Annotated in this window: 20 protein-coding genes and 5 tRNA genes; 11 read left to right on the top strand and 14 right to left on the bottom strand. The window is 51.8% G+C overall.

Features of this window, described 5'->3' with window-relative positions:
* Positions 1-115 precede the first annotated feature (115 nt).
* The 11 genes from proV to EFER_RS02110 all read left to right on the top strand — a co-directional run bounded on the left by proV (position 116) and on the right by EFER_RS02110 (position 11,537).
* Positions 116-1,318 (top strand): glycine betaine/L-proline ABC transporter ATP-binding protein ProV, encoded by a 1,203-nt coding sequence (gene proV / locus EFER_RS02160; protein WP_000985497.1) that lies wholly within the window; start codon positions 116-118, stop codon positions 1,316-1,318.
* The gene (gene proW, locus EFER_RS02155; protein WP_000774973.1) at positions 1,311-2,375 is read left to right on the top strand and encodes a glycine betaine/L-proline ABC transporter permease ProW; all 1,065 of its coding nucleotides are present in this window, start codon (positions 1,311-1,313) and stop codon (positions 2,373-2,375) included. Before proV ends, proW begins: the two co-directional genes overlap by 8 nt.
* 57 nt (positions 2,376-2,432) lie before the next feature.
* Positions 2,433-3,425 carry a glycine betaine/L-proline ABC transporter substrate-binding protein ProX gene (gene proX / locus EFER_RS02150; protein WP_001216525.1) on the top strand — a complete coding sequence of 331 codons (993 nt, stop codon included), beginning with the start codon at positions 2,433-2,435 and terminating at the stop codon, positions 3,423-3,425.
* A gap of 191 nt (positions 3,426-3,616) precedes the next feature.
* Positions 3,617-4,801 carry an MFS transporter gene (locus EFER_RS02145; RefSeq protein WP_000165704.1) on the top strand — a complete coding sequence of 395 codons (1,185 nt, stop codon included), beginning with the start codon at positions 3,617-3,619 and terminating at the stop codon, positions 4,799-4,801.
* Between the two features lie 124 nt (positions 4,802-4,925).
* Positions 4,926-5,663: an AzlC family ABC transporter permease gene (locus tag EFER_RS02140; RefSeq protein ID WP_000445602.1), complete on the top strand. Its 738-nt coding sequence runs from the start codon at positions 4,926-4,928 to the stop codon at positions 5,661-5,663.
* Positions 5,653-5,988, top strand: a complete 336-nt coding sequence (gene ygaH / locus EFER_RS02135; protein ID WP_000119758.1) for an L-valine transporter subunit YgaH — start codon at positions 5,653-5,655, stop codon at positions 5,986-5,988. The genes EFER_RS02140 and ygaH overlap by 11 nt, the downstream gene beginning before the upstream one ends.
* Before the next feature lie 90 nt (positions 5,989-6,078).
* The gene (gene emrR / locus EFER_RS02130; protein WP_000378442.1) at positions 6,079-6,609 is read left to right on the top strand and encodes a multidrug efflux transporter EmrAB transcriptional repressor EmrR; all 531 of its coding nucleotides are present in this window, start codon (positions 6,079-6,081) and stop codon (positions 6,607-6,609) included.
* A gap of 126 nt (positions 6,610-6,735) precedes the next feature.
* Positions 6,736-7,908, top strand: coding sequence for a multidrug efflux MFS transporter periplasmic adaptor subunit EmrA (gene emrA, locus EFER_RS02125; RefSeq protein WP_012599899.1), 1,173 nt, complete (start codon positions 6,736-6,738; stop codon positions 7,906-7,908).
* A gap of 16 nt (positions 7,909-7,924) precedes the next feature.
* A complete protein-coding gene (emrB, locus tag EFER_RS02120; RefSeq protein WP_012599898.1) occupies positions 7,925-9,463 on the top strand; it encodes a multidrug efflux MFS transporter permease subunit EmrB in 1,539 nt (512 codons plus the stop codon).
* 257 nt (positions 9,464-9,720) lie between these two features.
* Complete coding sequence (locus tag EFER_RS02115; protein WP_000586685.1) at positions 9,721-10,428, top strand: RNA ligase family protein; 708 nt, start codon at positions 9,721-9,723, stop codon at positions 10,426-10,428.
* Positions 10,425-11,537 carry an ATP-binding protein gene (locus EFER_RS02110; protein ID WP_000638147.1) on the top strand — a complete coding sequence of 371 codons (1,113 nt, stop codon included), beginning with the start codon at positions 10,425-10,427 and terminating at the stop codon, positions 11,535-11,537. The genes EFER_RS02115 and EFER_RS02110 overlap by 4 nt, the downstream gene beginning before the upstream one ends.
* Positions 11,538-11,587: 50 nt before the next feature.
* On the opposite strand, the gene luxS is transcribed toward EFER_RS02110, so the two are convergent.
* The 14 genes from luxS to pncC all read right to left on the bottom strand — a co-directional run bounded on the left by luxS (position 11,588) and on the right by pncC (position 21,714).
* Complete coding sequence (gene luxS / locus EFER_RS02105) at positions 11,588-12,103, bottom strand: S-ribosylhomocysteine lyase (protein WP_001130211.1); 516 nt, start codon at positions 12,101-12,103, stop codon at positions 11,588-11,590.
* A 149-nt stretch (positions 12,104-12,252) separates the two neighbouring features.
* Entirely contained in the window at positions 12,253-13,809 is a 1,557-nt protein-coding gene (gene gshA / locus EFER_RS02100) for a glutamate--cysteine ligase (protein ID WP_000611806.1), read from the bottom strand.
* A gap of 72 nt (positions 13,810-13,881) precedes the next feature.
* A complete protein-coding gene (locus tag EFER_RS02095) occupies positions 13,882-14,310 on the bottom strand; it encodes a YqaA family protein (protein ID WP_001287461.1) in 429 nt (142 codons plus the stop codon).
* Positions 14,307-14,873, bottom strand: a complete 567-nt coding sequence (yqaB, locus tag EFER_RS02090) for a fructose-1-phosphate/6-phosphogluconate phosphatase (RefSeq protein WP_000273299.1) — start codon at positions 14,871-14,873, stop codon at positions 14,307-14,309. The genes EFER_RS02095 and yqaB overlap by 4 nt, the downstream gene beginning before the upstream one ends.
* 279 nt (positions 14,874-15,152) lie before the next feature.
* Positions 15,153-15,229, bottom strand: a tRNA-Arg gene (locus EFER_RS02085).
* A gap of 198 nt (positions 15,230-15,427) precedes the next feature.
* Positions 15,428-15,504 (bottom strand) — tRNA-Arg (locus tag EFER_RS02080).
* A 62-nt stretch (positions 15,505-15,566) separates the two neighbouring features.
* Positions 15,567-15,643: transfer RNA gene (locus EFER_RS02075), tRNA-Arg, on the bottom strand.
* A gap of 199 nt (positions 15,644-15,842) precedes the next feature.
* Positions 15,843-15,919, bottom strand: a tRNA-Arg gene (locus EFER_RS02070).
* 3 nt (positions 15,920-15,922) lie between these two features.
* A tRNA-Ser gene (locus EFER_RS02065) sits at positions 15,923-16,015 on the bottom strand.
* A 314-nt stretch (positions 16,016-16,329) separates the two neighbouring features.
* A complete protein-coding gene (gene csrA / locus EFER_RS02060) occupies positions 16,330-16,515 on the bottom strand; it encodes a carbon storage regulator CsrA (protein WP_000906486.1) in 186 nt (61 codons plus the stop codon).
* A 234-nt stretch (positions 16,516-16,749) separates the two neighbouring features.
* Positions 16,750-19,380 (bottom strand): alanine--tRNA ligase, encoded by a 2,631-nt coding sequence (gene alaS / locus EFER_RS02055; protein ID WP_000047167.1) that lies wholly within the window; start codon positions 19,378-19,380, stop codon positions 16,750-16,752.
* Between the two features lie 127 nt (positions 19,381-19,507).
* Positions 19,508-20,008, bottom strand: a complete 501-nt coding sequence (gene recX, locus EFER_RS02045) for a recombination regulator RecX (RefSeq protein ID WP_000140516.1) — start codon at positions 20,006-20,008, stop codon at positions 19,508-19,510.
* A gap of 67 nt (positions 20,009-20,075) precedes the next feature.
* A complete protein-coding gene (gene recA, locus EFER_RS02040) occupies positions 20,076-21,137 on the bottom strand; it encodes a recombinase RecA (protein WP_000963143.1) in 1,062 nt (353 codons plus the stop codon).
* A gap of 79 nt (positions 21,138-21,216) precedes the next feature.
* Positions 21,217-21,714, bottom strand: coding sequence for a nicotinamide-nucleotide amidase (gene pncC, locus EFER_RS02035; RefSeq protein ID WP_002431970.1), 498 nt, complete (start codon positions 21,712-21,714; stop codon positions 21,217-21,219).
* Between the last annotated feature and the right edge of the window lie 24 nt (positions 21,715-21,738).

Genomic DNA, 21,738 nt, shown 5'->3' with positions numbered 1-21,738 from the left:
CCACATTTGACCTCAGGGGTTGCCTCAGATTCTCAGTATGTTAGGGTAGAAAAAAGTGACTATTTCCATTGGGTAATATATCGACATAAACAAATAACAGGAATCTTTCTATTGCATGGCAATTAAATTAGAAATTAAAAATCTTTATAAAATATTTGGCGAGCATCCACAGCGAGCTTTCAAATATATCGAACAAGGACTTTCAAAAGAACAAATTCTGGAAAAAACCGGGCTATCGCTTGGCGTAAAAGACGCCAGTCTGGCCATTGAAGAAGGCGAGATATTTGTCATCATGGGATTATCCGGTTCGGGTAAATCCACAATGGTACGCCTTCTCAATCGCCTGATTGAACCCACCCGCGGGCAAGTGCTGATTGATGGTGTGGATATTGCAAAAATATCCGACGCCGAACTCCGTGAGGTGCGCAGAAAAAAGATTGCGATGGTCTTCCAGTCCTTTGCCTTAATGCCGCATATGACCGTGCTGGACAATACCGCGTTCGGTATGGAATTGGCCGGAATTAATGCCGAAGAACGCCGGGAAAAAGCCCTTGATGCACTGCGTCAGGTCGGGCTGGAAAATTATGCCCATAGCTACCCGGACGAACTCTCTGGTGGGATGCGTCAACGCGTCGGATTAGCACGCGCATTAGCAATTAATCCGGATATCTTATTAATGGATGAAGCCTTCTCAGCGCTCGATCCATTAATTCGCACTGAGATGCAGGATGAGCTGGTAAAATTACAGGCGAAACATCAGCGCACCATTGTCTTTATTTCCCACGATCTCGATGAAGCTATGCGTATTGGCGACCGAATTGCCATTATGCAAAATGGCGAAGTGGTACAAGTCGGCACACCGGATGAAATTCTCAATAATCCGGCGAATGATTATGTCCGTACCTTCTTCCGTGGTGTTGATATTAGTCAGGTATTCAGTGCGAAAGATATTGCCCGTCGTACACCGAACGGCTTAATTCGTAAAACCCCCGGCTTCGGCCCACGTTCGGCATTGAAATTATTGCAGGATGAAGACCGCGAATATGGCTACGTTATCGAACGCGGTAATAGATTTGTCGGTGCAGTGTCTATCGATTCGCTTAAAACCGCGTTAACGCAGCAGCAAGGCCTTGATGCGGCGCTGATTGACGCGCCATTAGCAGTCGATGCGCAAACGCCTCTTAGCGAGTTGCTCTCTCATGTCGGACAGGCTCCCTGTGCGGTGCCCGTGGTCGACGAGGACCAACAGTATGTCGGCATTATTTCGAAAGGAATGCTGCTGCGCGCTTTAGATCGTGAGGGGGTAAACAATGGCTGATCAAAATAATCCGTGGGATACCACGCCAGCGGCGGACAGTGCCGCACAATCCGCAGACGCCTGGGGTACACCGGCGACTGCACCGACTGACGGCGGTGGCGCTGACTGGCTGACCAGTACGCCTGCACCAAACGTCGAGCATTTTAATATTCTCGATCCGTTCCATAAAACGCTGATCCCGCTCGACAGTTGGGTCACTGAAGGGATCGACTGGGTCGTTACCCATTTCCGTCCCGTCTTCCAGGGCGTGCGCGTTCCGGTTGATTACATCCTCAACGGTTTCCAGCAATTGCTGCTGGGTATGCCCGCACCGATGGCGATTATCGTTTTCGCTCTCATCGCCTGGCAAATTTCCGGTGTCGGAATGGGCGTGGCGACGCTGGTTTCGCTGATTGCCATCGGCGCAATCGGTGCCTGGTCACAGGCAATGGTTACTCTGGCGCTGGTGTTAACCGCCCTGCTGTTCTGTATCGTCATCGGTTTGCCGTTGGGGATCTGGCTGGCGAGAAGTCCACGAGCGGCGAAAATTATTCGTCCACTGCTTGATGCCATGCAGACCACGCCAGCGTTTGTTTATCTGGTGCCAATCGTCATGCTGTTTGGTATCGGTAACGTGCCGGGCGTAGTGGTGACGATCATCTTTGCTCTGCCGCCGATTATCCGTCTGACGATTCTGGGGATTAACCAAGTTCCGGCGGATCTGATTGAAGCCTCGCGCTCATTCGGTGCCAGCCCGCGGCAGATGCTGTTCAAAGTTCAGTTACCGCTGGCGATGCCGACCATAATGGCGGGCGTTAACCAGACGCTAATGCTGGCTCTTTCTATGGTGGTCATCGCCTCGATGATTGCCGTCGGCGGGCTGGGTCAGATGGTACTTCGCGGTATCGGTCGTCTGGATATGGGCCTTGCCACCGTTGGCGGCGTCGGGATTGTGATCCTCGCCATTATCCTCGACCGCCTGACGCAGGCCGTTGGGCGCGACTCACGCAGTCGCGGCAACCGTCGCTGGTACACCACTGGCCCTGTCGGTCTGCTGACCCGCCCATTCATTAAGTAACTCTGCACTTGCCCGGTGACGCCGGGCATTTTCACCCTGCCAAAAAAAGGAATAACAATGCGACATAGCGTACTTTTTGCGACAGCGTTTGCCACGCTTATCTCTACACAAACTTTTGCTGCCGATCTGCCGGGCAAAGGCATTACTGTTAATCCAGTTCAGAGCACCATCACTGAAGAAACCTTCCAGACGCTGCTGGTCAGTCGTGCACTGGAGAAATTAGGTTATACCGTCAATAAACCCAGCGAAGTGGATTACAACGTTGGCTACACCTCGCTTGCTTCTGGCGATGCGACCTTTACCGCGGTGAACTGGACGCCACTGCATGACAACATGTACGAAGCTGCCGGTGGCGATAAGAAATTTTATCGTGAAGGGGTATTTGTTAACGGTGCGGCACAAGGTTACCTGATCGATAAGAAAACCGCCGACCAGTACAAAATCACCAACATCGCGCAACTGAAAGATCCGAAGATCGCCAAACTGTTCGATACCAACGGCGACGGTAAAGCGGATTTAACCGGTTGTAACCCAGGCTGGGGCTGCGAAGGTGCCATCAACCACCAGCTTGCCGCGTATGAACTGACCAACACGGTGACGCATAATCAGGGGAACTACGCAGCGATGATGGCTGACACCATCAGTCGTTACAAAGAGGGCAAACCGGTGTTTTACTACACCTGGACGCCATACTGGGTGAGTAACGAACTGAAGCCGGGCAAAGATGTCGTCTGGTTGCAGGTGCCGTTCTCCGCACTGCCGGGTGATAAAAACGCCGACACTAAACTGCCGAATGGTGCGAATTATGGCTTCCCGGTCAGCACCATGCATATCGTTGCCAACAAAGCCTGGGCTGAGAAAAACCCGGCGGCAGCCAAACTGTTTGCCATTATGCAGTTGCCGGTGGCAGACATTAACGCCCAGAACGCCATCATGCATGACGGCAAAGCCTCAGAAGGCGATATTCAGGGACACGTTGATGGCTGGATCAAAGCCCACCAGCAGCAGTTCGATGGCTGGGTGAATGAGGCGCTGGCAGCGCAGAAGTAATTTTTATTCGGGCGGATAAGGCGCTTTTGCCTCATCCGCCGCTCTGTACACAATGCCTGATGCGACGCGGCCGCGTCTTATCATGTCTACAAACCACACCGCACATTTCAACAATCTATCTTTCATCCCATATTCATCAACATCCGCTATTATTGATTTCCAGCTTAATCATCACCTGATGAACAAAAATAATGACTAAACCTAATCATGAGCTTAGCCCGGCACTGATCGTGCTGATGTCTATCGCCACCGGTCTGGCGGTAGCCAGTAACTATTACGCCCAGCCATTACTCGACACCATCGCGCGTAACTTTTCCCTTTCCGCCAGTTCGGCAGGCTTTATTGTTACCGCCGCGCAGTTGGGCTATGCCGCAGGTCTGCTGTTTCTTGTTCCCCTCGGTGATATGTTTGAACGCCGCCGCCTGATTGTCTCGATGACCTTACTGGCAGCGGGCGGTATGTTGATTACCGCCAGCAGTCAGTCGCTGGCGATGATGATCCTCGGTACGGCATTAACCGGTTTATTCTCGGTCGTGGCACAAATTCTGGTTCCGCTGGCAGCGACGCTGGCTTCACCGGACAAACGCGGCAAAGTGGTCGGCACCATTATGAGCGGGCTGCTGTTGGGGATCTTGCTGGCACGAACCGTTGCCGGGTTGCTGGCAAACCTCGGCGGCTGGCGCACCGTCTTTTGGGTTGCCTCGGTGTTAATGGCACTGATGGCGCTGGCATTATGGCGTGGTCTGCCACAAATGAAATCAGAAACCCACCTCAACTACCCACAGTTGCTTGGTTCCGTTTTCAGCATGTTTATCAGCGATAAAATTCTGCGCACCCGCGCGTTGCTGGGCTGCCTGACCTTTGCCAACTTCAGCATTCTCTGGACCTCAATGGCCTTTTTGCTCGCCGCACCGCCTTTTAATTACAGCGATGGCGTAATTGGTCTGTTTGGACTCGCGGGAGCTGCCGGAGCGTTGGGCGCTCGTCCGGCGGGCGGTTTTGCCGATAAGGGCAAATCGCACCACACCACAACTTTCGGTCTGCTGCTGCTGTTACTTTCATGGCTGGCGATCTGGTTTGGTCACACATCCGTACTGGCGCTGATTATCGGCATCCTGGTGCTGGATCTCACCGTGCAGGGCGTGCATATCACCAATCAGACCGTAATTTACCGAATTTACCCTGATGCCCGTAATCGTCTGACCGCAGGATATATGACCAGCTATTTTATTGGCGGCGCCGCCGGTTCACTGATTTCGGCCTCTGCATGGCAACATGCAGGGTGGACAGGTGTTTGCCTGGCGGGCGCATCACTTGCCCTGTTGAATTTACTGGTCTGGTGGCGAGGATTTCACCGTCAGGAAGCCGCAAATTAATCGATTGGCAACCGTTTACGTGGCTTTGCACTGATAAGGGTGTTAAGAAGCCCCCCAGTCTGATAAGGTTATGATATTCATTCACTCTATTTATAATTTTAGCGGTAGATAAGCGTAATACTCTATGGAAAGCCCTGCCCCTCTGCCCGCTTCTGGTTCGGCAACTTTCATGGAAGGATGCAAAGACAGTTTACCGATTGTTATTAGTTATATTCCGGTAGCGTTTGCATTTGGCATGAATGCGACTCGTCTGGGCTTTACGCCCGTCGAAAGTCTGTTTTTCTCCTGCATTATTTATGCAGGGGCGAGCCAGTTCGTCATTACAACCATGTTGGCAGCTGGCAGCAGTTTATGGGTCGCGGCGCTGACGGTAATGGCGATGGATGTACGCCATGTGCTGTATGGTCCGTCGTTGCGTAGCCGCATTGCTCTGCGTTTGAGTAAACCGAAAACGGCACTGTGGGCGTTTGGCCTGACGGATGAAGTTTTTGCTGCTGCAACCGCAAAACTGGTACGTAATAATCGCCGCTGGAGTGAAAACTGGATGATCGGGATTGCTTTCAGCTCCTGGTCGTCCTGGGTATTTGGCACGGTGATAGGCGCATTTTCTGGCTGCGGTCTGTTACAAGGCTATCCTGCTGTTGAAGCAGCATTAGGCTTTATGTTGCCCGCGCTTTTTATGAGCTTTTTGCTCGCCTCTTTTCAACGCAAACAATCGCTTTGCGTTACCGCAGCGTTAGTTGGTGCCCTTGCGGGTGTAACGCTGTTTTCTATCCCCGTTGCCATTCTGGCAGGTATTGTCTGTGGTTGTATTACCGCGTTAATTCAGGCGTTCTGGCAAGGAGCTCCAGATGAGTTATGAGGTTCTGCTGCTTGGATTGCTGGTTGGCGCGGTTAACTACTGTTTTCGCTATTTGCCGCTACGTCTGCGGGTCGGTAATGTCCGCCCCGGACGGCGCGGCACGATCGGGATCTTACTCGACACAATTGGCATCGCCTCGATTTGCGCACTACTGGTTGTTTCTACTGCACCAGAAGTGATGCATGACAGCCGTCGGTTCATTCCAACGCTGGTGGGTTTTGCTGTACTGGGAGCGAGTTTTTACAAAACACGCAGCATCATTGTTCCGACTCTTTTGAGTGCGCTGGGCTACGGATTAGCCTGGAAAGTGATGGCGGTTATATAAACCAAAAGAATCATTTTTCTAAAACAATACATTTACTTTATTTGTCACTGTCGTTACTATATCGGCTGAAATTAATGAGGTCATACCCAAATGGATAGTTCGTTTACGCCCATTGAACAAATGCTAAAATTTCGCGCCAGCCGCCACGAAGATTTTCCTTATCAGGAGATCCTTCTGACCCGTCTTTGTATGCATATGCAAAGCAAGCTGCTGGAAAACCGCAATAAAATGCTTAAGGCTCAGGGGATTAACGAGACGTTGTTTATGGCGTTGATTACGCTTGAGTCTCAGGAAAATCACAGTATTCAGCCTTCTGAACTAAGCTGTGCGCTGGGCTCTTCCCGTACCAACGCGACGCGTATTGCAGATGAACTGGAAAAACGGGGTTGGATCGAACGTCGTGAAAGCGATAACGATCGTCGTTGCCTGCATCTGCAATTAACGGAAAAAGGTCACGAGTTTTTGCGCGAGGTTTTACCGCCGCAGCATAACTGCCTGCATCAACTCTGGTCCGCGCTCAGCACAACAGAAAAAGATCAACTCGAGCAAATCACCCGCAAATTGCTCTCCCGTCTCGACCAGATGGAACAAGACGGTGTGGTTCTCGAAGCGATGAGCTAACGCGTCATCTCGCTCAAAAATCCAGATTTATAACAGAAAAAATGACTGGCCAGCATCGCAACATGCTGGCCTTTTTGGCAAGCAGGTCGGCTCAGCCGATGAGTTAAGAAGATCGTGGAGAACAATATGAGCGCAAATGCGGAGACTCAAACCCCGCAGCAACCGGTAAAGAAGAGCGGCAAACGTAAGCGTCTGCTCCTCCTTCTCACCTTGCTCTTTATAATTATTGCCGTAGCGATAGGGATTTATTGGTTTTTGGTACTGCGTCATTTCGAAGAAACCGATGACGCATATGTGGCAGGGAATCAGATTCAAATTATGTCTCAGGTGTCTGGCAGCGTGACGAAAGTCTGGGCCGATAACACCGATTTTGTAAAAGAAGGCGATGTGCTGGTCACTCTCGACCCGACAGATGCTCGCCAGGCGTTTGAAAAAGCCAAAACGGCACTGGCTTCCAGCGTTCGCCAAACCCACCAACTGATGATTAACAGCAAACAGTTGCAGGCGAATATTGAGGTGCAGAAAATCGCCCTCGCGAAAGCACAAAGCGACTACAACCGTCGTGTGCCGCTGGGCAATGCCAACCTGATTGGTCGCGAAGAGCTGCAACATGCCCGCGACGCGGTGATCAGTGCCCAGGCGCAATTGGATGTCGCCATTCAACAATACAATGCCAATCAGGCGATGATTCTGGGGACTAAACTGGAAGATCAGCCTGCCGTGCAACAGGCTGCCACCGAAGTACGTAACGCCTGGCTGGCGCTGGAGCGTACCCGTATTGTCAGTCCGATGACCGGTTATGTCTCCCGCCGCGCAGTACAGCCTGGCGCGCAAATTAGCCCAACGACGCCGCTGATGGCGGTCGTTCCAGCCACCAATATGTGGGTGGATGCCAACTTTAAAGAGACGCAGATTGCCAATATGCGTATCGGTCAGCCGGTCACCATCACCACCGATATTTACGGCGATGATGTGAAATACACCGGTAAAGTGGTTGGTCTGGATATGGGGACAGGTAGCGCGTTCTCGCTGCTTCCGGCGCAAAATGCCACTGGTAACTGGATAAAAGTCGTTCAGCGTCTGCCTGTACGTATTGAACTGGACCAAAAACAGCTGGAGCAATACCCGCTGCGTATCGGTTTATCCACCCTGGTGAGCGTCAATACCACTAACCGTGACGGTCAGGTACTGGCAAATAAAGTACGTTCCACACCGGTAGCGGTAAGCACCGCGCGTGAAATCAGCCTGGCACCTGTCAATAAACTGATCGACGATATCGTAAAAGCTAACGCTGGCTAATCCAGAGGTGCGTGTAATGCAACAGCAAAAACCGCTGGAAGGCGCGCAACTGGTCATTATGACGATTGCGCTGTCACTGGCGACATTCATGCAGGTGCTGGACTCCACCATTGCTAACGTAGCGATCCCCACTATCGCCGGAAACCTGGGCTCATCGCTCAGCCAGGGAACGTGGGTAATCACTTCTTTCGGGGTGGCGAATGCCATCTCGATCCCGCTTACCGGCTGGCTGGCAAAGCGTGTCGGGGAGGTGAAACTATTCCTCTGGTCCACCATCGCCTTTGCTATTGCATCGTGGGCGTGTGGTGTCTCCAGCAGCCTGAATATGCTGATCTTCTTCCGCGTGATTCAGGGGATTGTCGCTGGGCCATTGATCCCGCTTTCGCAAAGTCTATTGCTGAATAACTACCCGCCAGCCAAACGCTCGATCGCGCTGGCGTTGTGGTCGATGACGGTGATTGTCGCGCCAATTTGCGGCCCAATCCTCGGCGGTTATATCAGTGATAATTACCACTGGGGCTGGATATTCTTCATCAACGTGCCGATTGGCGTGGCGGTGGTGTTGATGACACTGCAAACCCTGCGCGGACGCGAAACCCGCACCGAACGGCGGCGGATTGATGCCGTGGGGCTGGCACTGCTGGTGATTGGTATCGGCAGCCTGCAGATTATGCTCGACCGCGGTAAAGAGCTGGACTGGTTCTCATCGCAGGAAATAATCATCCTCACCGTGGTGGCGGTGGTGGCTATCAGCTTCCTCATTGTCTGGGAGCTAACTGACGATAATCCGATAGTCGATCTGTCGTTGTTTAAATCGCGCAACTTCACCATCGGCTGCTTGTGTATCAGCCTCGCGTATATGCTTTACTTCGGCGCGATTGTTCTGCTGCCGCAGTTATTGCAAGAGGTCTACGGCTATACAGCAACCTGGGCTGGGCTGGCCTCTGCGCCGGTAGGGATTATTCCGGTGATCCTGTCGCCGATTATCGGCCGCTTCGCACATAAACTGGATATGCGGCGACTGGTAACCTTCAGCTTTATTATGTATGCCGTCTGCTTCTACTGGCGTGCTTATACCTTTGAACCGGGGATGGATTTTGGCGCGTCGGCCTGGCCGCAGTTTATCCAGGGCTTCGCGGTGGCCTGCTTCTTTATGCCGCTGACCACCATTACGCTGTCCGGTTTGCCACCGGAACGACTGGCGGCGGCATCGAGTCTCTCCAACTTTACGCGAACGCTGGCGGGGTCTATCGGCACATCCATCACCACCACCATGTGGACTAACCGCGAGTCGATGCACCACGCACAGTTAACCGAGTCGGTAAACCCGTTTAACCCGAACGCTCAGGCGATGTACAGCCAACTGGAAGGGCTGGGGATGACGCAACAACAGGCATCAGGCTGGATTGCCCAGCAGATCACTAATCAGGGGCTGATTATTTCCGCCAATGAGATCTTCTGGATGTCAGCCGGGATATTCCTCGTCCTGCTGGGGCTGGTGTGGTTTGCTAAACCGCCATTTGGCGCAGGTGGCGGCGGAGGCGGTGCGCACTAAGGTTGTTAAAGGGAGCTGCGGCTCCCTTTTTATTTGCTCATTCTGTAAACGGTTGTTTTATCATCTCAAACGGTGTATCTTTTCGCCGCCCCAAACTCTTCCATTCACCATTAACCGGTTCTGAGCATTCGCTCAGGTTGTTAACTCTCTTTTTTCTTCGCCCTCGCTTTCGCGGGTGATACTCACATTTTTCTTTTAACCCCATAACTCGCACCCTCGCGGGCGTACATTTATTACACACAAAATAATGGATTATTATGATTATCCAACGTAAATACGGGAGAACCTGGCATTATCCCTTCTCCCCTGGCACCACCAGCGATGACCGCATTAACGCCAGTTACTGGCAAGATATGCAGGCAATTTCGCAGTTGGTACATACTGAAAAACTCGACGGCGAAAATAACTGTCTTAATCGCTTCGGCGTGTTTGCCCGTTCCCATGCCGCGCCTACGCAGTCGGCATGGACCTATAAAATTCGCCAACGCTGGCAACTGCTGAAAAACGACCTCGGCGACCTGGAGTTGTTTGGTGAAAATCTTTATGCCGTCCATTCGATTGAATATCGCGCCCTGGAGCAGGATTTTTATCTGTTTGCCGTTCGCTGCCAGGATATGTGGCTGAGCTGGGAAGAGGTGCAGTTTTACGCCGCTCTGTTTGATTTCCCCTGCGTTCCCGAAATCTCCGGCCCGCAGCCGGGGAATGATGAACAAAGCTGGCAACGTGATTTTCTGGCGCTGACCAATGCGCGCGGCGCGTTCGCCCCCTGGGATACACAAACCGGGCAACCCTGTACGCTGGAAGGCATTGTCAGCCGGAATCGTGATGCGTTTTCCGTCGCTGACTTTTCGCATAACGTCTTCAAGTATGTGCGCAAAAATCATGTCAAAACCACCGTGCACTGGAAACGACACTGGCAACGGGCGCGGATGGCCCATGAGTTCGCTTATGGAGAACAGTCATGATTTGGCAACTTACCGACGACAAACGCTGGTCGACGCTACGCCAGCATTTTAGTTGGGTTGAGGATATGCATCACACGCCACAAGACCCGGAGCATCATGGTGAAGGCGACGTCGGTGTACATACTGAAATGGTGCTGAACGCGCTCGTGGCTCTGCCAGAGTTCCAGCAACTCCCCGCTCAGCAGCAGGAAATTTTATGGGCGGCGGCGTTATTGCATGACGTTGAAAAGCGCAGTACTACCGTGCAAGAAAACGGACGTATTCAGTCTCCTGGTCATGCTCGTCGGGGGGAATTGACGGCCCGACAAATTTTATGGCGCGATATCCCAACGCCGTTCGTGCTGCGCGAGCAAATTGTTGCGCTGGTGCGTCTGCATGGGTTACCGCTATGGTTACTGGAACGTCCGGAACCGGAGCGTTTGCTGCTCACGGCTGCAATGCGCATCGACACGCGTCTGCTCGCTTTGCTTGCTCGTGCCGATCTGCTTGGTCGCCATTGTCATGATCAGCAATCAATGCTGGAACGCATCGATCTGTTCGAGCTATTTTGCCAGGAGCAACAATGCTGGGGAAAAGTGCGTTCATTCGCTTCGGATTCCGCACGCTGGCATTACCTGACCCATGAACAAAGTTCTCCTGATTTTGTTCCCTGGGAGGCTGAATCTTTTGAGGTTATTTTGCTGTGTGGTTTACCGGGTATGGGCAAAGATCGCTTTATCAGTGAACAGTGCCAGAGAGTGAACGTTATCAGCCTTGATGATATGCGGCGGCGAATCAATGCCAGTCCGGACGACAAAACCGCCACTGGGCGTATTGTGCAACAGGCAAAAGAAGAAGCGCGCGTTTTTTTACGCCAGAAGAAGCCGTTCATCTGGAATGCAACGAACATTACCCGCCAGTTGCGTAGCCAGCTCATCAGTCTGTTTACGGCTTACGGTGCACGAGTAAAAATCGTTTATCTGGAAGTACCGTGGGCGCAATGGAAGCAGCAAAATGCCAGGCGCGAGTATGCCGTTCCTGAAGCGGTCGTGATGCGGATGGCCTCAAGGCTGGAAGTTCCTCAACCTGATGAAGCACATAGCGTGGAATATCGGGTGACTGACAGGTAATAAAAGCCGGGCGGTGATTTCACCAGCCCGGCCTCTTCTGCTTAAACTGACTAGATGTGCAATTCCTGCAACTTCTCTTTTGGCAGTGCCAGTTCTTCATTACTATTAATGCGTACATCGCGCTCCAGAATGCTACGCGCAATATCCTGCGCTTCCTGCAACGAATGCATCTGATAAGTACCACACTGGTAGACGTTCAGTTCCGGGATCTGATTCTGATCCTGCACTTTCAGCACGTCCTCCATTGCCGCTTTCCAGGCATCAGCGACACGCTGCTCATCTGGCGTACCAATCAGACTCATATAAAAACCGGTGCGGCAGCCCATTGGCGAGATATCGATAATCTCTACGCCATTACCGTTAAGATGGTTACGCATAAAACCAGCAAACAGGTGCTCCAGGGTATGGATCCCTCTTTCTGGCATCACTTCTTTGTTCGGCACGCAGAAGCGCAGATCGAACACGGTAATTGCGTCGCCATGCGGGGTGTTCATTGTTTTCGCTACCCGAACTGCAGGCGCTTCCATCCGGGTATGATCGACTGTGAAGCTATCTAACAACGGCATTTAGCCACCTCCGGTAATTTTTTTAAAAATTTTCTGAACTCTTTCTTCCCAGGCGAGTCTGAGTATATGAAAGACGCGCATTTGTTATCATCATCCCTGAATTCAGAGATGAAATTTTGGCCACTCACGAGTGGCCTTTTTCTTTTCTGTCAGGCGTGTTTTTCCAGCCACACCGCAAACGGTTCGGTATCAGCGGCTTCCATTTCCTGCTGACGGCGTACAGACGCCTCGCGCTCGGCTACAAAATCCTCTTCACGCAGAATTTCCAGCGGCTCTTCACGCAGCAGATTACGGTACGCTTCAGCAAACGCTTTACCTGTTCCGCCAATACCAGTATCAATCATAGACCTTAAGATACGGGCAGAGAAAGTCAGATCGGGATTATCGAAGCAGGCGACCAGTTCATCACACACTTTCTGGTACGCTTCGCCGCCGTTAATGCTATCCAGCGTTTGCGCCACGCGTTTTAGATCGCGGAACAAATCTTTCCCCACCTGCGGCAACGGGAACTGCGCGGTTTCGCAGCCGATACCCAGCGTCAGGCCCGGTTTGCGACCTTCGAGGATCACCCGGTTCCAGTTAACGCGTGTACAGGCAAGTTCGCTACTGCTCATTTCCGGTGCATCAGCCAGCGCACACCAGACCATAAACAGGTCGAGGAATCGCACCTGTTGTTCATCTACACCAATCGGCGAGAACGGGTTGATGTCCAGCGAACGCACTTCAATATATTCAATGCCGCCACGTAACAGTGCATCAGAAGGCGACTCGCCGCTGCGGGTAACGCGTTTTGGACGAATCGGCGCGTACAGTTCGTTTTCAATCTGCAGCACATTGCTGTTGATTTGCAACCGCTTACCGTCTTTCTCAATACCAATCTTTGCGTACTCTTCCGATGGCGTTTTGATTGCCTGTTTAAGGCCCGCTACGTACTCGTAGAGATCGTTGAAGGTGATACCAAGATTGCTTTGCGATTTGTTGGTATAGCCAAGATCGCTCAAACGAAGAGAGGTCGCATACGGCAGGTAATACATACCGCACTCAGTTTTCTCAAACGGCAGCGACGTTGGTTTTCCTTGCAAGAAAGAAGAACAAATCGCCGGAGACGCGCCAAACAGATAAGGAATGACCCAACCGAAACGATAGTAATTGCGAATAACGCGGAAATAGCCCGCAGAAATTTTCTCTTTGGCATCAGCGCCCGAGATATCGCCGCACTTCGCTTGCCAGAATGCCATGGGCAAAGAGAAATTGTAGTGCACGCCGGAAATGGTTTGCATCAGCGCGCCGTAGCGATTTTTCAGCCCTTCACGGTACAGCGTTTTAAAGCGTCCGGTGTTAGAAGTGCCGTACTGTGCCAGTTCGATGTCCTGACCTTCTGCGATATAGCATGGCATACTTAACGGCCACATCCGCTCATCGCCCATATTGCGCGCCGTATAGCGATGCAGATCGCGCATAAAGGTCAGCATATGTTCAATATCACCATCCACTGGTGTAATAAATTCCAGCAATGCTTCCGCAAAATCGGTAGTAATCCATTTATGCGTCAGTGCGGAACCTAATGCTTCAGGATGACCTGTTGTTGCCAGTGTGCCATCAGCATTAACACGCAAAGTTTCGCGCTCCAGCCCACGCTGTATCCCCTTTAACGCCTGAGGATGTTTTTCCAGCCAGGCCAGCGCCTGTGATACGTCCGGGATCAAGTTGACCTCCCGCCTGTCAAAATCGTTTTAATTAGCATAACTGTAATGGTGACCATGTGTGCAGGCCTACAATTAGTGCCACCATATCATGCCCTGAACGGTCGCTGCTGCAACTGCAACATAGCGTAACGCTTTACCAAGGCACAAAAAAAAGATTACTGGCCCCCAGGAGATGCGCATCCATCCCGCTAACAGACACAGTAAATCGCCAACCACGGGCATCCAGCTTAATAATAGCGTGACTGCACCATAGCGTTTCAGCCAGCCGGTAGCTTTCTCTTGCCAGCGCGATGTTTTACGCAATGGAAAGAAACGCCCAAGGATAACGTTAGTTAACCCTCCAAGGCTATTACCCATTGTTGCTGTTAAAACTAAAACCCAGGGATGACTTACCCCGGAAAGCAACATTGCAACCAGCACGACTTCGGAATTACCGGGTAATAGTGTAGCGCTGAGGAAACTACTGGCAAACAACGAGAAAAGCGATAAAGCTTCACTCACAGCAAGCGAACATCCACAGCGTCCATGCCTGCAGCACGGGCCGCCTGAATACCGAAATCGGCATCTTCAAAGACCACACACTGCGTTGGTTGCACGCCCATACGCTGCGCGCACAACAAAAATGTGTCTGGCGCAGGTTTATGATGTTTGACGTGATCGGCAGCAACGACGGCGTCAAAATAACGGCGTAATCCCAGGTGCGTTAGCAGTGCCTCAGCGATGGCGCTTTCACTCCCCGTTCCTACAGCCATTGGTCGACGTCCGTGCCAGCTTTTCACCACTTCGACAAGGGGGAGTGGTTCGACGCTATCGAGCAACATGCTTCTTACGGCATCGGTTTTCTCGCGGGCTAATGCATGGGGATCGAGATCGGCCTGATTAAGCTCAATAATCGCCTGAGCAATGCGCCACGTGGGCGAGCCATTAAGCGCAATCATCGCCTGAACATCGTACTGAAGACCGTAGTGCCCTAATACTTCGCGCCACGCTTTACGGTGCGTAGGCTCCGTATCCAGGATTGTGCCATCCATATCAAAAATTAAACCTGCATAACGCTCGTACATGGTCTTCTCGCAAGTCGAAAAATATGACGCTACTTTAGCGTAATTGCTTGATTTTGTCGCTGATGGCGAAGGAGAAGAATATTCAGAAAATGGATAAAGTAGCTATTTAGAAATGAGATATTTTTGACGGAAATTTTTGGAGAATATGGTGCATCCGGGAGGATGACTCACTGGCGTTCGCCCTTCGGGCCGTTGCTGCCGCAACGTTATCCTCCCTGGAGCAGACGGTGATTACCATCGCCTCTTCCATACCATCATCGCTGAAGATTACGGAGAATATGGTGCATCCGGGAGGATTCGAACCTCCGACCGCTCGGTTCGTAGCCGAGTACTCTATCCAGCTGAGCTACGGATGCATCGGGAGAACTTACTTTACTGCTGATATTGATACCACTACTAAAGCCATATCAAATAAGAGATGGTGCATCCGGGAGGATTACTCGCCTTGTGGCTCGCCCTTCGGGCCGTTGCTAAAGCAACGTTATCCTTCCTGGTGCCTGCGGTTAATTCCGCTACCTCTTCGATATCTTCATTGCTGAAGATTTCGGAGAATATGGTGCATCCGGGAGGATTCGAACCTCCGACCGCTCGGTTCGTAGCCGAGTACTCTATCCAGCTGAGCTACGGATGCATCGGGAAATTTATTTTACTGCTGATATTGATATCGCTACTAAAGCCATATCAAGTAAGAGATGGTGCATCCGGGAGGATTCGAACCTCCGACCGCTCGGTTCGTAGCCGAGTACTCTATCCAGCTGAGCTACGGATGCATCGGGAAACTTACTTTACTGTAGATTTTTTGATACCACTACTAAAGCCGTATCAAGTAAGAGATGGTGCATCCGGGAGGATTACTCGCCTTACGGCTCGCCCTTCGGGCCGTTGCTAAAGCAACGTTATCCTCCCTGGTGCTTGCGGTTAGTACCGCCACCTCTTCGACACCTTCATCGCTGAAGATTTCGTAGAATATGGTGCATCCGGGAGGATTCGAACCTCCGACCGCTCGGTTCGTAGCCGAGTACTCTATCCAGCTGAGCTACGGATGCAAATGGCGGTGAGGCGGGGATTCGAACCCCGGATGCAGCTTTTGACCGCATACTCCCTTAGCAGGGGAGCGCCTTCAGCCTCTCGGCCACCTCACCACACGCCTCTTACGAGTGCTTCGAAGAACTTGTTTATCGCTCATCGTCGCTGCGTGGCGCACATATTACTTTCTGAGACTTATAAGTCAAACAATTTTTCCCACACTTTTATCGTTTGCACACTTCACGCTCAATTAGTCTGTAAAAACGTCAAAAAGAGTGTTTTATCAACAGAAAAACGGAGGTCTGACAGATAGCAGTAATGCAAAAAATGGAGACTTAAGTTGAATGAACGGGAGTAAAGCGAAAAGGCAATGGAGTGAAGGAGTAATTTTGAGGGTGCGTCTCACCGATAAAGATGAGACGCGGAAAGATTAGTAACTGGACTGCTGGGATTTTTCAGCCTGGATACGCTGGTAGATCTCTTCACGGTGAACAGAAACTTCCTTCGGGGCATTTACGCCAATACGTACCTGGTTGCCCTTTACCCCTAAAACTGTCACGGTGACCTCATCCCCAATCATGAGGGTCTCACCAACTCGACGAGTCAGAATCAGCATTCTTTGCTCCTTGAAAGATTAAAAGAGTCGGGTCTCTCTGTATCCCGGCATTATCCATCATATAACGCCAAAAAGTAAGCAATGACAAACACATTACATGTAAGCAGTCATGGCATTACATTCTGTTAAACCTAAGTTTAGCCGATATACACAACTTCAACCTGACTTTATCGTTGTCGATAGCGTTAATGCGAATGCCGTGAAGCGAGTCCACGGCATTGCCTGACGCTTATATTATTGCAATTTCGCGCTGACCCAGCCTTTCACACTGGCTAACGCTGCAGGTAAGGCCGCAGCATCCGTACCACCGGCTTGCGCCATGTCAGGACGTCCACCACCCTTGCCACCCACCTGCTGAGCGACCATACCAATCAGTTCCCCTGCTTTCACACGATCTGTGACGTCCTTAGATACGCCTGCAATCAGAGAAACCTTACCTTCGGCTACCGTTGCCAGCACGATAATTGTCGACCCCAGCTGATTTTTTAAATCGTCAACCATGGTACGCAACATCTTCGGCTCAACACCGCTAAGCTCGCTAACCAACAGCTTAACACCATTAACATCAATTGCCTTACTGGAAAGATTTGCACTCTCCTGTGCGGCAGCCTGTTCTTTAAGCTGTTGTAACTCTTTTTCCAGCTGACGCGTACGTTCCAGTACTGAACGCACTTTATCAGCCAGATTATTGCTATCGCCTTTCAGCAGATGTGCGACTTCGCTTAAGCGATCGCTGTCTGCATGAACGGTGGCGATAGCGCCTTCTCCGGTTACCGCTTCGATACGACGAACGCCTGCAGCAGTACCCGATTCAGAGATGATGCGGAACAGACCAATATCACCGGTGCGGCTGGCGTGAGTACCGCCACACAGCTCGGTGGAGAAATCGCCCATGCTCAGCACGCGTACGCGCTCATCATACTTCTCGCCAAACAGCGCCATCGCACCTTTCGCTTTCGCCGCTTCGAGATCCATGATGTTGGTTTCGATCGGCAAGTTACGGCGAATCTGCGCGTTCACCAGGTCTTCGACTGCTCGAATCTCTTCTGGTTTCATCGCTTCGTTGTGTGAAAAGTCGAAGCGCAGCACTTTGTCGTTAACCAGTGAACCTTTCTGCGATACATGAGTACCCAGAACCTTGCGCAGCGCAGCGTGCATCAGGTGCGTTGCGGAGTGATTCAGACGAATACGAGCGCGACGAGCCTCATCAACATCAGCCTGCACCGCGTCGCCCACTTTCAGAGAACCCGCAGCAAGTTTACCGATATGACCAATCGCCTGGCCGTATTTCTGCGTATCTTCCACCGCAAAGGAGAAGTTAGCACCTTTCAGTTCGCCTTTATCGCCAACCTGACCGCCAGATTCCGCATAGAATGGCGTTTGATCCAGCACGACCACAGCTTCCTGGCCTGCATTAATGGCATCAACCGCTTTACCATCAACAAACAGCGCGGTCACTTTGCCGTTCAGTTCCAGATGGTCATAACCTTTAAACTCAGATGCGCTGTCAACACGGATCATTGCGTTGTAATCGGCACCAAAGCCGCTGGCTTCGCGCGCACGACGACGCTGCTCTTCCATTGCTGCTTCAAAACCAGCTTCGTCAACTTTGATGTTGCGTTCACGACAAACATCAGCCGTCAGGTCAACCGGGAAACCGTAGGTGTCATACAGACGGAAAGCAGTTTCGCCATCCAGCGTATCGCCAGAAAGTTTCGCCAGCTCTTCGTCCAGCAGCGCCAGACCGCGCTCCAGAGTGCGGGCAAACTGCTCTTCTTCAGTCTTCAGCACCTGCTCAACCTGCGCCTGCTGGCGTTTCAGGTCTTCACCCGCCGAGCCCATAACGTCGATCAGCGGACCAACCAGTTTGTAGAAGAAGGTTTCTTTCGCGCCGAGCATATTACCGTGACGCACTGCGCGACGAATGATACGACGCAGTACATAACCACGGTTTTCGTTGGACGGCATTACGCCATCCGCGATCAGGAACGCACAAGAACGAATGTGGTCAGCGATTACGCGCAGCGATTTATTGCTCAGATCGGTCGCGCCAGTGACTTTTGCTACTGCCTGGATCAGCGTGCGGAACAGGTCAATGTCATAGTTAGAGTTAACGTGTTGCAGCACCGCAGCAATACGCTCCAGACCCATACCGGTATCTACAGACGGCTTCGGCAGCGGTTCCATCGTGCCATCTGCCTGGCGGTTGAACTGCATGAAGACGATGTTCCAAATCTCAATGTAACGGTCGCCGTCTTCTTCCGGACTTCCCGGAGGGCCACCCCAAATGTGGTCGCCGTGATCGTAGAAGATTTCGGTGCACGGGCCACACGGACCAGTGTCGCCCATCTGCCAGAAGTTGTCAGATGCGTATGGCGCACCTTTGTTATCGCCGATGCGAATAATACGTTCGCGCGGGATCCCTACTTCTTTTTCCCAGATTTCGTAGGCTTCGTCGTCGCTTTCATAGACGGTAACCCACAGACGCTCTTTCGGCAGGGCAAACCATTTTTCGCTGGTCAGCAGTTCCCATGCAAACTGAATAGCATCGTGTTTGAAATAGTCGCCGAAGCTGAAGTTGCCCAGCATTTCGAAGAAGGTATGGTGACGCGCGGTGTAACCGACGTTTTCCAGGTCGTTGTGTTTACCACCCGCACGCACGCAGCGTTGGGAAGTGGTAGCGCGGGAATAATTACGCTTGTCGAGCCCAAGGAACACATCCTTGAACTGGTTCATCCCGGCGTTGGTAAACAACAAAGTTGGGTCGTTATGGGGTACCAGGGAGCTGCTGGCAACTACCTGATGTCCCTTACTATGGAAAAAGTCGAGAAACGCCTGACGGATCTCAGCGGTGCTCTTGCTCATAATTATCCTGAAATCAAGCTAACGAAATATCGCCACCAGCTACAGCGTGTCTTAACCGCCGGGCTGGTAACTGAAAAGTGGGAATAAGATAAGTTTTCTTGACTGGGAAGTAAAATACCGTATGCGTTCAGTCGGCAAAATTTCGCCAAATATCCTGGATATCCTCCATCAGATAGCCGCGATAGAGCAGAAAACGCTGGATCTTAACTTTTTCTGAAAAGACAGTTGGCAAAGGTTCGCCATATTTTCGCGTCGCCTGATCGCGCGCCAGTGCGCACCAGTCGATGTCACATTCACGCATCGCTTTTTCTGTCGCTTCGCGGGAAATACCTTTCTGATTCAGTTCCTGACGAATACGCGCAGGTCCATAACCTTTGCGGCTACGGCTGGCGATAAAGCGCGCAACAAATCGGCTGTCATCGAGATAGCCATGTTCATGGCACCAGGCAATAACACGCTCGTAATCTTCTACCGTGGCATCAATCTCTTCCGGGCCATTTTTGCCCATGATCGGTGCCGCAAGTTTACGTCGCAGTTCTTGCTCACTGTGATCGCGCACCGCCAGAATGCGTACCGCACGATCCAACAGGCGAGCATATGCCGGGCGACGGGATGTTGATTCTGTCATGGCATACCCTTACAACTTAAAAAGCAAAAGGGCCGCAGATGCGACCCTTGTGTATCAAACAAGACGATTAAAAATCTTCGTTAGTTTCTGCTACGCCTTCGCTGTCATCTACAGAGAAATCCGGCGTTGAGTTCGGGTTGCTCAGCAGCAACTCACGTACTTTCTTCTCGATCTCTTTAGCAGTTTCCGGGTTGTCTTTCAGCCAGGCAGTCGCATTCGCTTTACCCTGACCGATCTTCTCACCTTTGTAGCTGTACCACGCGCCCGCTTTCTCGATCAGCTTCTCTTTCACGCCCAGGTCAACCAGTTCGCCGTAGAAGTTGATACCTTCGCCGTAGAGGATCTGGAATTCAGCCTGTTTAAACGGCGCAGCAATTTTGTTCTTCACCACTTTCACGCGGGTTTCGCTACCCACCACGTTTTCGCCCTCTTTCACCGCGCCGATGCGACGGATATCGAGACGAACAGAAGCGTAGAATTTCAGCGCGTTACCACCGGTAGTCGTTTCCGGGTTACCGAACATCACACCAATTTTCATACGGATCTGGTTGATGAAGATCAGCAGCGTGTTGGACTGCTTCAGGTTACCCGCCAGCTTACGCATCGCCTGGCTCATCATACGTGCCGCAAGGCCCATGTGAGAGTCGCCGATTTCACCTTCGATTTCCGCTTTCGGCGTCAGTGCCGCCACGGAGTCAACGACGATAACGTCTACTGCGCCAGAACGCGCCAGAGCGTCACAGATTTCCAGTGCCTGCTCGCCGGTGTCCGGCTGGGAGCACAGCAGGTTGTCGATATCGACGCCCAGTTTACGTGCATAGATTGGGTCCAGCGCGTGTTCAGCATCGATAAACGCACAGGTTTTACCTTCACGCTGGGCTGCGGCGATCACCTGTAACGTCAGCGTGGTTTTACCGGAAGATTCCGGTCCGTAGATTTCGACGATACGGCCCATCGGCAGACCACCTGCCCCAAGCGCGATATCCAGTGAAAGCGAACCGGTAGAGATGGTTTCCACATCCATGGAACGGTCTTCACCCAGGCGCATGATGGAGCCTTTACCAAATTGTTTCTCAATCTGGCCCAGTGCTGCCGCCAACGCTTTCTGTTTGTTTTCGTCGATAGCCATTTTTACTCCTGTCATGCCGGGTAATACCGGATAGTCAATATGTTCTGTTGAAGCAATTATACTGTATGCTCATACAGTATCAAGTGTTTTGTAGAAATTGTTGCCACAAGGTTTGCAATGCATACGCAGTAGCCTGACGACGCACCGCATCACGGTCACCGCTGAAGCATTCCCGGCGGGTAATGCCTTCGCCGCGGGCAGTGGCAAAAGCAAACCAGACAGTGCCGACAGGTTTCTCTTCACTGCCGCCATCCGGCCCGGCGATACCGCTGACAGACACAGCATAATCAGCACGAGCCGCTTTCAGTGCGCCTATCGCCATTTCCACCACGACGGGTTCGCTCACCGCGCCATGCTGCGCCAGCGTCTCTTCGCGTACGCCGATCATCTGCGCTTTGGCTTCGTTACTGTAGGTGACAAATCCGCGTTCAAACCAGGCGGAACTACCGGCAATATCGGTAATCACTTTCGCTACCCAACCGCCGGTACAAGACTCGGCAGTTGTTACGGTTGCGCCACGGGCTTTCAGCGCCTGCCCTACCTGTTCGCTTAACTGCATCAGTTCACTGTCAATCATCACAACCTCAGTCAGTCAAAAAAT

Origin of the sequence: Escherichia fergusonii ATCC 35469, assembly GCF_000026225.1 — a bacterium.
Taxonomy (GTDB): domain Bacteria; phylum Pseudomonadota; class Gammaproteobacteria; order Enterobacterales; family Enterobacteriaceae; genus Escherichia; species Escherichia fergusonii.
This window is presented reverse-complemented; position numbering and strand designations above follow the sequence as displayed.